Raw genomic sequence first — 12,381 nt, 5'->3', positions numbered from 1 at the left:
GATATACTTTTTCATTTTTAATAGTTTTAAGTTGTTAAATAATCGGATCCGTCCTTTGGATACGAGAACTATTAAAATGTTACAACGAAAATGAAAATTTCAATAAAAAAATTCCAAATTCCAATGCTGGTAAGGGTTTGTAACGCAAAGTGCGCAAAGGTTTTTCGCAAAGTTTGGAAGTTTTTTTCTTGCGATTCCGATAATTATCGAGAAAGTACGCAAAGTTTTTTTCGCAATCTTGTCATCCTTAGGAACTCTACGCATTGTCAGTCTGAGCGAAGTCGAAGACCACGCAAGAAGCTCCGCAAAGAAAATCGCCAATCTTTGTAGAGTTACTTATGTGGTCTTCGACTTCGCTCAGACTGACAAAACAAGATGCAAAAAAAAATTCCAAACTCCAATCGTAAAATTGGAATTTGGAATTTTTATATTGAAATTTAAAATTATTACCCTACAAGGTTAATAACTCTTCCAGGAACGATAATCACTTTATCTGGAGTTCTTCCGTCTAATTGTTTTAACGTTCTTTCGTCTTTCATAACGATTTCTTCGATTTGTGCTGCGGTTAAATCCAAAGGTAATTCGATTGTGAAACGCATTTTTCCGTTGAAAGAAACTGGATATTCTTTATTTGTCTCCACTAAATGTTTTGCATCAAAAGCAGGGAAAGCAACTTCTGAAATTGAAGTTGTATGTCCTAACTGTGACCATAATTCTTCTGCGATATGCGGTGCATAAGGTGAAACCAAAATAGCTAACGGTTCTAAAATCGCTTTTGAATGACAATTTTGAGAAGACAATTCATTTACACAAATCATAAACTGAGAAACTGAAGTATTGAAAGAGAAATTCTCGATATCTTCTGCTACTTTTTTGATTGTTTTATGCAATGATTTCAAGTTGTCTTTTGTTGGTTCGTCGTTGTTTACGATTAAGCCATTATCATCAAAATACAATCTCCATAATTTTTTCAAGAAACCAAAAACTCCTGAAATTCCTGCGGTATTCCAAGGTTTTGCCTGCTCTAATGGCCCTAAAAACATTTCGTATAAACGTAATGTATCGGCACCGTATTCGTTACAAACATCATCTGGCGTTACTACATTGTATTTTGATTTCGACATTTTTTCGACTTCACGACCTACAATGTATTTTCCATTATCATCTAAAATAAATTCAGCATCAGCATAATCCTCTCTCCAAATTTTGAATTTTTCAACGTCTAATTCATCAGAAGAATTCACGATTGAAACATCAGCATGAATTGGCTGTACTTTTTGATCTCCAATTTTATTTTTAGATACAAAAGTATTTGTTCCTTCCAATCTATAAACAAACGCACTTGTCCCCAAAATCATTCCCTGATTTATCAGTTTTTTGAATGGCTCTTCGGTTGGAGCAAAACCTTTGTCTTTTAAGAATTTATTCCAGAAACGAGAATACAATAAATGTCCAGTTGCGTGTTCGCTTCCTCCAATGTATAAATCTACACTTTCCCAGTAAGCCAAAGCTTCTTTACTTGCAAATTCATTTTCGTTATGCGCATCCATGTAACGCATCCAATACCATGAACTTCCTGCCCAGCCTGGCATTGTATTCAATTCCAATGGAAAAATCGAAATATTATCAACTAAATCTGTATCGACAACTTTATTTTGTTTTGTATCCCAAGCCCAAACTGCTGCATTTCCTAATGGAGGTAAACCATCTTCTGTTGGCAAATATTTTTCAACTTCTGGTAAAATAATCGGCAAATGCTGTGCATCAATCATTTTAGGCAATCCGTTTACATAATAAACTGGGAACGGTTCTCCCCAATAACGCTGACGAGAGAAAACCGCATCACGCAAACGGTAATTTGTTTTTCCTTTTCCTTGTCCGATTTCTTCTAACTTATAAATTGCTTTTGCTGTTGCATCTTTGTAATTTAATCCATTTAAGAAATCAGAACCAGCGATTTCAACATTGTCTTTTGATCCGTAAGCCGCTTCAGAAATATCAACATTAGCGAAGATATTTTTGATTTCCTGCATTCCGTTTTGACCTTTAAAGAAATTAGCAAAAGCATAATCTCTTTCGTCTCCGCAAGGAACCGCCATTACAGCACCAGTTCCGTAACCTGCCAAAACATAATCACCAATCCAAACCGGAATAGCTTCTTTTGTAAATGGATGTTCAGCATAAGCTCCTGTAAATACTCCAGAAATAGTTTTTACATCCGCCATACGCTCACGTTCAGAACGTTTTGCTGTTTTTTCGATATAAGCTTCAACAGCAGCTTTTTGTTCTGGAGTTGTAATTTTAGCTACCAAATCGTGTTCTGGCGCCAAAGTCATAAAAGTAACTCCAAAAATAGTATCAGGACGAGTTGTAAAAACCTCGATTACTTCATCGTGATTTTTCAAATTAAAAGTCACCAAAGCACCAACCGATTTCCCTATCCAGTTTCTTTGGGATTCTTTTATAGATTCGCTCCAGTCAATATCATTTAAACCTTGAAGTAAACGTTCGGCATAAGCAGAAATTCGCATACTCCATTGTGTCATTTTTTTTCTTATAACAGGAAATCCACCACGTTCCGAAACTCCGTTTACAATTTCGTCATTTGCCAAAACAGTTCCTAAACCAGGACACCAGTTTACTTCTGTTTCTGCCAAATACGTCATTCTGTATTGCAAAAGGATTTTTTCTTTTTGATCTTCAGAATAAGCATTCCATTCGTCAGCCGTAAAAATCGCTACGTTATCGTCGCAAACTGCTTCAACTAATGCATTTCCGCTTTCTTCAAAAACTTTTACAAGCTCTGAAATTTCAAAAGCCTGTCCTTGTTTTCTGCAATACCACGAATTGAACAATTGAATGAAAATCCATTGTGTATGTTTATAATAATCAGGATTTGACGTACGCACTTCACGGCTCCAGTCAAATGAAAATCCTATTTTATCTAATTGTTTTCTGTATCCGGCAATTTGCTTTCCTTCTTTATCAACTCCACCGTCAATATTTACGCGTGTTGTATCTTCCGGACGTTGTCCTGTTTGAATTGCATATTGTTCTGCCGGCAATCCGAAACTGTCGTAACCCATTGGGTGCAAAACATTGAAGCCTTGGTGTCTTTTGAAACGAGAATAAACATCTGAAGCTATATAACCCAGCGGATGCCCAACGTGCAATCCTGCTCCAGATGGATAAGGAAACATATCGAGAACATAATGTTTAGGTTTTTCAGAGTTATTTTTTGCTGCAAAAGTTTGATTTTCTGCCCAATATTTTTGCCATTTGGCGTCAATTTCGTTTGGATTGTACTTCATTTCTAAGTGACTAAGATTCTAAGTTACTAAGGTTCTAAGGCTTTTCACTAAATTAATTATTAGGCGCAAATTTACATTTATTGCGCATTGTACCAAAGCTATTTCATTGAGAAACAAATAAAATAACAAAATACGTATTTTAAATTAAGTAAAAATACTTATGTTTGCATTTTAATTACGTAGACAAAACATTTTATTCATTCAAAAATTAGTGTTTAAGAAGAATATTTTTACATCAAAACAATTATTTTTACAAAGTCAATAATTAAAGTTCAGAATGAATAACGGCAAAAAATATTCTATCGAAGTTCGGGTTTGGATTGAAGAAACTGAGGGCGCCTTTCTTGGTATTGGGAAAGTCTGGCTTTTAGAAAATATTCGAAAAACAGGTTCGATTACAAATGCTGCGAAAGAAATGAAAATGGCGTATCGACAAGCCTGGCAATTGGTTGAAGAAATGAATCAGCGTGCCAAAAGTCCGCTTGTTGAAAAACTATTAGGCGGAAAAGGCGGCGGCGGCGCACGATTGACAGAAGCCGGAGAAAGAGCGATAACTACTTTTTATGAACTCGAAAAACGCATCAAAGATTTTGCTGAAAAGGAAACTCAAAATCTAAAATTTTAAACCTAAATATTTAAACACATAGAAATATAGCTTTAGTTACCTATAAAAGGCGTTTCACTTATTTCAAATACACATAGCAAAATCTATGTTTTAGAAACTAGTTTCTTATTTATCATCTTTATTAGAATCAATCCCGATGGCTATCGGGACTATGTGTTTAAAAAAACGTTCAAACCAAAACCATTTTTTTAACCATCAGTATTCATTTTAAAACATACTGAAATAAAACCAAAAACATGAACCAAAAACTATATCTGTTTTTTCTAATTATAAGCTTGAAAAGTTTTTCTCAAACTGAAAATTCTAAAGCAAAACAAGACAGCATTAAGAAAGAAGAATTGAACGAAGTTGTTATTACAGCATCCCGACGTTCAGAAAATTTAATGCGTTCCCCTATAAGTATCGAGCAGTTAAAATCGGCGGAAGCCAAAAATATGGGATCGGCAAGTATTTATGAAGCACTTGAAAATGTAAAAGGCGTTCAAATTATTACACCAAGTTTAGGTTTTAAAGTTATAAATACAAGAGGTTTTGCCAATTCGACCAATGTTAGATTTTCACAATTAGTGGACGGAATCGACAATCAGGCTCCGCATCTGGGTGCGCCAATTGCAAATGCTTTGGGCGCAAATGATCTCGATATTGATAAAATTGAAATTATTCCGGGAACTGCCGCCGCTTTATACGGAATGAACGCCATTAATGGTTTGGCGAATATTCAAACTAAAAATCCCTTTGAATATCAAGGAATAGCCATACAGCAATTAACGGGCGTAAATCATGTTGGAAATATTGACCGATTTTCTCCAAAAGTTTATTCGCAGTTTAATTTGAGATTGGCGAAAGCTTTCAATTCTAAATTGGCTTTTAAGATTAATGCTTCTTCAACCGGAGGAACTGATTGGGTTGCAGATGACAGAACCGATCTGGCTCCAAATGCAAATGCTTCAACCAACTTATTTGGTGCCGATAATCCGGCTTACGATGAAGTAAATGGTTACGGAAACGAATCGGCAAACCGAAAAACATTAAACTTAAATGGCAAAAATTATGTTGTTGCCAGAACGGGTTATCGCGAAACAGACATTTCTGATTATGATATTAAAAATTACAAAGCTGATGTTGGTTTTTACTTTCGTCCAAAACAAGGAAATGAACTTTCTGTAACGTATAAAACTGCTTTAATCAATACTATTTATCAGCGTTCGAACCGTTTTAGGCTTGACGATTATACTTTAAACCAGTTTGCGGTAGATTATCACACTCCTATTTTTCAGGTAAAAGCGTATGCTACAACCGAAAATACCGGAAACTCATATAACATGCGTTCACTTGCCGAAAACATGGATCGCGCTTATAAATCTGATGATAAATGGTTCGCAGATTACAGCATTGCTTATAAAAATGCGGTTACAAATGGCGCTTCTATTGCTGATGCACACCGAATTGCCAGAACACAATCTGATCAAGGTCGATTTGAACCGGGAACCGAGGCTTATGAAAACAAGAAAAACGAACTAATCGATATCAATAATTGGGATATTGGCGCAGCTTTGCGTGTAAAATCGACTTTAGTTCATGGCGAAGGTTTATTCAATTGGGACAAAGCTTTTGTAGATTTCTTCGAAAAAATCGATGCTAAACTTTTAAGCGGTTTCGATTACAGAAATTACATTATTGTTCCAGATGGAAATTATTTCATAAATCCCGTTCATGCTGATGAAAATTTGACATATCAAAAAACAGGAGGTTTTACACAATTAACAAAAGATTTATTTCGTTCCAAACTGCGTTTAGGCGCAACAATTAGAATTGATAAAGCTGATTATTTTGATGCTAAATTTACACCGCAATTTACGGCTGTTTATTCTCCAAAAGAAACAATCAATTTTAGGGCTTCGTATCAAAACGGATATCGATTTCCAAGTATTTTTGAAGGCTTTTCAAACGTAAATTCCGGCGGCGTAAAACGTGTTGGTGGTTTACGAATTATGTCTGATGGCATTTTTGAGAATTCATACACAAAAGCTTCTATCGATAAATTTCAGGCGCAGGTAAACAGTGATGTAAATACAAACGGTTTAACACAGGCGCAGGCCATTGAAAAGAATAAAAATACGATTCAAAAAAATCCTTATACCTATTTGCAGCCTGAATTTGTAAAATCGTTTGAGTTTGGTTTTAGAGGAATTACATTAAACCGAAATCTTTTTATTGATGCCGATTTTTATTACAACTCTTATAAAAATTTCATTGCTCAGGTTGAAGTCAGTATTCCAAATACTACAGATCCAAATCAAATTCCGACAGCTTTATATTCTAAAAACACGCAAAATCGTTACCGTTTGTGGACTAATTCTAAAAGTAAGATTTACAATTACGGCGGAAGTTTAGGTTTAAAATACCGCATTGATCAAACTTTTACTGCTTTAACCAATCTTACTTACACCAAACTCGACAGAACTGACGATAAAGATGGTTTAGAAGATGGTTTCAATACGCCGGAATTTAATGTTAACGGAACTTTATTGGCTCAAAATATCTGGAAAAATCTTAGCGCAAGTGCTACAGCCCGTTATCAAAACAATTTTGATTATGTTTCTTTTTTAGTCAGCGGAACTGTTCCGGCTTATTGGTCGATGGATGCACAAGTAAATTATAATTTCAAAAAAACAGGCCTTACTACAAAATTAGGCGGAACGAATATTTTAAATAAACCTTATACATCAATTCTTGGCGGACCGTCAATTGGCGGATTGTATTATTTATCTTTAGTTTGGGAAACCAGCAAAATCTAATAACAAATCATAATTTATATGAAAACTAAAAATTATATTCTCATTCTGCTCGTTGCATTTTCATGCACAATGTGTAATTCTTCTAAAAAAGAAGATGTAGTTCCAACTGAAAAAGTTTCAAAAACTGACAACGACAAACATGCTGTACTTTCTGCTGCAGATAGTTTGAAATTGGTAAATCATGAAATTGAAGTAAAAGGTGATGTTGAATTTCCGCTACAATTGAGTGTTGATTCTTTAAAAAATATGAAAGTTATTACAATTGACAATCTCAAGATAACTGGTAAAAACGGAGAGGTTAAAAGAGAAGTCAAAACTTGTAAAGGCGTTCTTTTGAAAGATATTTTAGAAAAAGCCAAAATAAAACAAAACGATCATAAAGACCGAAACTTTTATATCGTCGCCAGAGCTTCAGACGATTATAAAGCGACTTTTTCATGGGCAGAACTTTTCAATAATCCAACGGGAGAAAATACTTTTGTCCTTTTTGAAGAAAACGGAAAACCAGTCAAAAACGGCGAAATGATTTTAATCTGCAAAAACGATATTAGAACCGGGCCGCGCCATGTTTACTGGCTTAAAAGTATTGAAGTTTACAAGGTTAAATAATCGTTTGAGTGTTTAACCGCAAAGAGCGCAAGGTTTTACGCAAAGTTCGCAAAGCTTTTTAAATACAAAGCTTTGCGAACTTTGCGTTTTTTTGCCACAGATTAAAAGGATTAAAATGATTTTTTTAATCTGTGAGAATCCTTTAATCTGTGGCTATTCTTTTTTTACTTTGCGAACTTTGCGTAAAACCTTGCGCACTTTGCGGTTAAATAAAAACTTTTATTCAATATCAAATCGTACATTTATAGTATAAAAGTTTGTTATTAACTTTAAATAAAGAAATTCTTTATTATTTTTACCACATAATTTAAGTATCTATGAGTTCTAATTTTGATAAATTTCAAAAACGCAGGTTAATTTCCTCTTATTTTTCGGTTGTATTAAGTGTATTCTTGGTTTTATTCCTTTTGGGAGTACTAGGATTATTCATTATCAATTCTAAAAAACTGGCAGATGATTTTAAAGAAAAAATCGCTATGACAGTTTTCTTTAAAAACGAAGCGAATGACAGTATTATCAAAGCTTTTGATTCAGAATTAAAAAGAGCTCCTTTTGCGCTTTCTTATGTTTATGTAACCAAAGAAAAAGCAGCAAAAGAACATACTGATATTATTGGAGAAGACTTCCTGACATTTTTGGGCGAAAACCCATTATTGAACTCCTACGACATTCACCTAAAAGCTGATTATGTTGAAAGAGACAGTATCTCTAAAATCGAAAGCTCACTACGTCAAAACACTATGATTGAAGACATTGTTTACGACAAACAATTAGTAAACCTTGTAAACGACAATATTAAAAAAGTAAGTATGTGGATCTTGATTATCAGCGGTTTCCTTACTGTAATTGCTGTTTTATTAATCAATAGTTCGCTGCGTTTGTCAATTCATTCCAACCGTTTTATTATTAAAACCATGCAAATGGTGGGTGCCACAAAATCGTTTATTCGTAAGCCTTTTGTAACACGCAGCGTAAAATTAGGAATGCTTGGTGCTTTATTGGCAATTATCAGCTTAATTGGACTTTTATTTTATGTAGAAACTAATTTCCCTGGTTTAGGAATTTTAGAAGATAAAGCTTTAATTGGATTGGTTTTATTGGCCGTTTTCGGATTAGGCGTTTTAATTACATGGGTAAGCACACACTTTGCAACACAACGTTTCCTTAATTTAAGAACTGACGATCTTTATTAATTTTAGATTTTAGATTGCAGATTTTAGATTATTTCTTAAAAACAAAAACTTTTCGCTTCGCTTAAAAAGTCACAAAAAATAAAAAATGAAGAACAACAATATTAAAGAAGAACAACAGCAAAAACAGGAATTCCTTTTTGACGGTATCAATTACAAAATTTTATTAATTGGTATTGGTGTGATTGCATTAGGATTTATTTTAATGTCTGGCGGTGGAAGTGATAATCCGAATGTTTTTAATGAGGATGTTTTTAGTTTTAGACGTATTCGTTTAGCTCCAACCACGGTTTTAATTGGTTTTGGAATCACGATTTATTCTATTTTCAAAAAATCTAAATAAATTAGGTTATAGATTTCAATTAAAACTTTGAGCGCAGCCAAAAGAACAATCTGAAATCTAAAATCTGAAATCTAAAATTTCTAATGAATACATTACAAGCTATCGTTCTTGCCATTATTGAAGGAATTACAGAATTTTTACCTGTTTCTTCAACTGGTCACATGATTATTGCCTCTTCTTTTTTTGGAATCGCACACGAAGATTTCACTAAACTTTTTACGATTGTTATTCAGCTTGGTGCTATACTTTCGGTTGTTGTTTTATACTTTAAACGTTTCTTTCAAACGCTTGATTTTTACTTTAAACTTTTAGTTGCTTTTATTCCGGCGGTAGTTTTAGGATTATTGCTTAGTGACTTTATTGATGGTTTATTAGAAAATCCGGTTACAGTTGCGGTTTCTCTTTTAATTGGAGGATTAATTTTATTGAAAGTCGACGAATGGTTCAACAACCCGAATACTGCCGAAACTTCCCAAGAAATCACCTATTTACAAGCCGTAAAAATTGGATTATTTCAATGTATTGCAATGATTCCGGGAGTTTCACGAAGCGGTGCAAGTATTGTGGGCGGAATGTCTCAAAAATTATCAAGAACTACAGCAGCTGAATTTTCGTTTTTTCTTGCTGTTCCAACTATGCTGGGCGCAACAGTAAAAAAATGCCACGATTATTATAAAGCCGGATTTGAATTATCTCACGATCAAGTCAATATATTAGTTATTGGAAACATTGTTGCTTTTATTGTGGCACTTTTGGCAATTAAAACCTTTATTGGATTTTTGACTAAAAATGGTTTTAAAGTTTTTGGTTATTACCGAATTCTTGCCGGAATCATCTTATTGCTGATTCACTTTTTCATTCACCCGCTTACCATTATATAATGACACCCGAAGAATATTTAGACGGACAGGTTTTATTGATAGACAAACCTTTAAAATGGAGTTCGTTTCAAGCGGTCAATAAATTAAAATACCTTTTAATTAATAAAGTCGGACTTCAAAAAAAGTTTAAAATTGGTCATGCTGGAACTTTAGATCCGCTGGCTACAGGTTTATTATTAATCTGCACCGGAAAATTTACCAAAAGAATTTCTGAACTTCAGGGTCAGGCAAAAGAATATACGGGAACATTTTATATTGGAGCCACTACTCCATCGTATGATTTAGAAACCGAAATCAACCAGACTTTTCCAACGGAACATATTGATGAAGCTTTAATTAACGAAACGGTGAAACAATTTTTAGGCGAAATCGATCAAAAACCGCCTATTTTTTCGGCTATTAAAAAAGATGGAGTTCGTTTATACGAGCACGCCCGTGCCGGAGAAACTATAGAAATTGAAAGCAGAAAAACTACGATTCACGAATTTGAAATTACAAGAATAGAATTGCCTGAAATTGATTTTAGAGTAGTTTGCAGTAAAGGAACGTATATTCGTTCGCTGGCTTACGATTTTGGAAAAGCAATGAATTCCGGTTCGCATTTAACGGTTTTACGCCGAACAAAGATTGGCGATTATGACGTAAAAAATGCGATTGATATTACTTTGTTTGAAGAAAGTCTTACTTCATAAAACAAGAAGCACATTACATATGTGAAATTTGTAATGTGCCTACTCCTAGAATAATGTTACACCATATTTGTCTTTTACAAATCAATAGTGTGGAACATTTTTCCCTCCAAACAAGAACATGGAGAAAAAATCATAAAACCTTTCGAATAACTTTTTCATAATAGTGCATTTTTAATTGTTAGTAGAAAATAGACACCAATAAAAAGAGTAAATCAAAAAATATATAATAGAAGTGGGATTGGTTATAGCAAGATACAAAATTTTCTAATAAAAAAAATATTTTCTTACATTTTTTAAAAACATTATAACATTTACTGTCAACACTTTACCACTAAAGGGATTCAGACAAGTATTACAAAAGTAATCAACAATTAAAGTCGATTATATTTGATATTTTCCATGATTTCGAGCAGCTCTTCCTGCACAGAAATTCCTTTATCTGCGAGATACCATAATTGTAAATCGGTTTTAATTTTTTCATCAATTGGGCCAACATCTCTTTTATGATTGTTCATTAATTCGGTTGCGCCTTTTGGTCTTGGTCCCCAATCGGTTCGAACAATTCCGGCTTCTTTACAAATCACAATCACTTTTGGAATTGCTCTTCCGCCGTTTGTTAAATATTGATTCATCAATTCGTCGTTTTCATCACGAAGTACAATTCGAAGATCAATTTTCTTATTTGACTCGTGCGCCATTTTATCTAAAATGGGAAGAATCTGCGCCGCATCGCCGCACCAGCCTTCGGAAATTACAAGCCAGATATAATGATTATTGAGATGCTGGAGTTTTGAAATAACATCTTCAGAAATTTTAATTGTTTTTTCTAATCGATTCATTCTGGCTTCGTTCAATTTGGAATAATTGGTCAGACTTTCAGACTGCTCGCTTCCTGTTGATTTTCCTTCAGATAATAAATCAGTAACTAATTTTCGATATTCAGCATAAGAATGACTGTTGAATAATGCTTTGGCTACAGTGCTTTTCATAGAGGTTTATTTTGCTTACTATAAAATTACGGATTTTAAAAAGAACCTCGAATGACTTTTATCACATTCGAAAGAAAAAATAAAAAAAGTCGTTATAAAATTAAATCTCAAGTACAATTAATTTTTTATCAACATTATTTTTAAAAATCAGAATATGTCTATATTTGCACAAATTAACGCAACACGAAATATGAAATATAAAAGAATTCTTCTAAAACTTAGCGGTGAGGCCTTAATGGGTGATTTACAATACGGAATTGACCCTAAAAGATTAGCCGAATATGCAGATGAAATTAAGCAGATTCACGCAAAGGGAGTAGAAATTGCAATCGTTATTGGAGGAGGAAATATTTTTAGAGGCGTTGCCGGTGCGAGCGCAGGAATGGACCGAGTACAAGGTGATTATATGGGAATGCTTGCTACTGTTATTAACGGAATGGCTTTGCAGGGCGCACTTGAAGACAAGGGAATGAAAACGCGTTTGCAGACTGCTTTAAAAATGGAATCTATTGCAGAACCTTATATTAAAAGAAGAGCAGATCGTCACTTAGAAAAAGGAAGAATTGTAATTTTTGGTGCCGGAACCGGAAATCCATATTTTACAACTGATACTGCAGCGGTTTTAAGAGGAATCGAAATTAATGCTGATGTGATCTTAAAAGGAACCCGCGTTGATGGTGTTTACGATTCTGATCCTGAAAAAAATGCTTCGGCTGTAAAATTTGATTTTATTTCGTTTGATGATGTTCTTAAAAAAGGACTAAATGTAATGGATACAACAGCTTTTACTTTAAGCCAGGAAAACAAATTGCCAATTGTTGTTTTTGATATGAACAAAATTGGAAACCTTTTAAAAATCTGCGAAGGAGAAAACATCGGAACTGTAGTAAATATTTAGACTACTTAGATTGTTAGTCCCGAAGTTTCGGGATAGATTTTAGAT

At 33.9% G+C, this 12,381-nt stretch carries 10 protein-coding genes; 8 read left to right on the top strand and 2 right to left on the bottom strand.

Annotated elements, in window-relative coordinates; translation table 11 throughout:
- Window positions 1-446 precede the first annotated feature (446 nt).
- Complete coding sequence (gene leuS, locus B3C18_RS00630) at window positions 447-3,311, bottom strand: leucine--tRNA ligase (protein WP_291140789.1); 2,865 nt, start codon at window positions 3,309-3,311, stop codon at window positions 447-449.
- Window positions 3,312-3,588: 277 nt separating this feature from the next.
- On the opposite strand from leuS, the gene B3C18_RS00625 reads away from it, so the two are divergent.
- The 7 genes from B3C18_RS00625 (at window position 3,589) to truB (ending at window position 10,449) form a co-directional block, all read left to right on the top strand.
- Window positions 3,589-3,936, top strand: a complete 348-nt coding sequence (locus B3C18_RS00625) for a winged helix-turn-helix domain-containing protein (protein ID WP_291140786.1) — start codon at window positions 3,589-3,591, stop codon at window positions 3,934-3,936.
- A gap of 236 nt (window positions 3,937-4,172) precedes the next feature.
- Window positions 4,173-6,734, top strand: a complete 2,562-nt coding sequence (locus tag B3C18_RS00620; RefSeq protein WP_291140783.1) for a TonB-dependent receptor — start codon at window positions 4,173-4,175, stop codon at window positions 6,732-6,734.
- An 18-nt stretch (window positions 6,735-6,752) separates the two neighbouring features.
- Window positions 6,753-7,343: a molybdopterin-dependent oxidoreductase gene (locus tag B3C18_RS00615; RefSeq protein ID WP_291140780.1), complete on the top strand. Its 591-nt coding sequence runs from the start codon at window positions 6,753-6,755 to the stop codon at window positions 7,341-7,343.
- Between the two features lie 317 nt (window positions 7,344-7,660).
- Window positions 7,661-8,536, top strand: coding sequence for a cell division protein FtsX (locus tag B3C18_RS00610; protein WP_291140777.1), 876 nt, complete (start codon window positions 7,661-7,663; stop codon window positions 8,534-8,536).
- Window positions 8,537-8,621: 85 nt separating this feature from the next.
- A complete protein-coding gene (locus B3C18_RS00605) occupies window positions 8,622-8,876 on the top strand; it encodes a DUF3098 domain-containing protein (protein ID WP_256636214.1) in 255 nt (84 codons plus the stop codon).
- Window positions 8,877-8,959: 83 nt separating this feature from the next.
- Window positions 8,960-9,757 (top strand): undecaprenyl-diphosphate phosphatase, encoded by a 798-nt coding sequence (locus B3C18_RS00600; protein WP_291140768.1) that lies wholly within the window; start codon window positions 8,960-8,962, stop codon window positions 9,755-9,757.
- The gene (gene truB / locus B3C18_RS00595; protein WP_291140765.1) at window positions 9,757-10,449 is read left to right on the top strand and encodes a tRNA pseudouridine(55) synthase TruB; all 693 of its coding nucleotides are present in this window, start codon (window positions 9,757-9,759) and stop codon (window positions 10,447-10,449) included. Before B3C18_RS00600 ends, truB begins: the two co-directional genes overlap by 1 nt.
- 371 nt (window positions 10,450-10,820) lie before the next feature.
- Here truB and B3C18_RS00590 read toward each other — a convergent pair whose 3' ends face one another.
- Window positions 10,821-11,438: a thioredoxin family protein gene (locus tag B3C18_RS00590; RefSeq protein ID WP_291140762.1), complete on the bottom strand. Its 618-nt coding sequence runs from the start codon at window positions 11,436-11,438 to the stop codon at window positions 10,821-10,823.
- A gap of 190 nt (window positions 11,439-11,628) precedes the next feature.
- Here B3C18_RS00590 and pyrH point away from each other — a divergent pair, with 190 nt between their 5' ends.
- The gene (gene pyrH, locus B3C18_RS00585) at window positions 11,629-12,336 is read left to right on the top strand and encodes a UMP kinase (protein ID WP_053472459.1); all 708 of its coding nucleotides are present in this window, start codon (window positions 11,629-11,631) and stop codon (window positions 12,334-12,336) included.
- Window positions 12,337-12,381 lie beyond the last annotated feature (45 nt).

The organism is Flavobacterium sp. UBA7680, assembly GCF_002482975.1.
Lineage (GTDB): Bacteria > Bacteroidota > Bacteroidia > Flavobacteriales > Flavobacteriaceae > Flavobacterium.
This window is presented reverse-complemented; position numbering and strand designations above follow the sequence as displayed.

Excerpts from the sequence above, each read along its gene's own strand:
- leuS (WP_291140789.1), bottom strand. The coding sequence starts at position 3,311 with ATGAAGTACAATCCAAACGAAATTGACGCCAAATGGCAAAAATATTGG.
- B3C18_RS00625 (WP_291140786.1), top strand. The coding sequence starts at position 3,589 with ATGAATAACGGCAAAAAATATTCTATCGAAGTTCGGGTTTGGATTGAA.
- B3C18_RS00620 (WP_291140783.1), top strand. The coding sequence starts at position 4,173 with ATGAACCAAAAACTATATCTGTTTTTTCTAATTATAAGCTTGAAAAGT.
- B3C18_RS00615 (WP_291140780.1), top strand. The coding sequence starts at position 6,753 with ATGAAAACTAAAAATTATATTCTCATTCTGCTCGTTGCATTTTCATGC.
- B3C18_RS00610 (WP_291140777.1), top strand. The coding sequence starts at position 7,661 with ATGAGTTCTAATTTTGATAAATTTCAAAAACGCAGGTTAATTTCCTCT.
- B3C18_RS00605 (WP_256636214.1), top strand. The coding sequence starts at position 8,622 with ATGAAGAACAACAATATTAAAGAAGAACAACAGCAAAAACAGGAATTC.
- B3C18_RS00600 (WP_291140768.1), top strand. The coding sequence starts at position 8,960 with ATGAATACATTACAAGCTATCGTTCTTGCCATTATTGAAGGAATTACA.
- truB (WP_291140765.1), top strand. The coding sequence starts at position 9,757 with ATGACACCCGAAGAATATTTAGACGGACAGGTTTTATTGATAGACAAA.
- B3C18_RS00590 (WP_291140762.1), bottom strand. The coding sequence starts at position 11,438 with ATGAAAAGCACTGTAGCCAAAGCATTATTCAACAGTCATTCTTATGCT.
- pyrH (WP_053472459.1), top strand. The coding sequence starts at position 11,629 with ATGAAATATAAAAGAATTCTTCTAAAACTTAGCGGTGAGGCCTTAATG.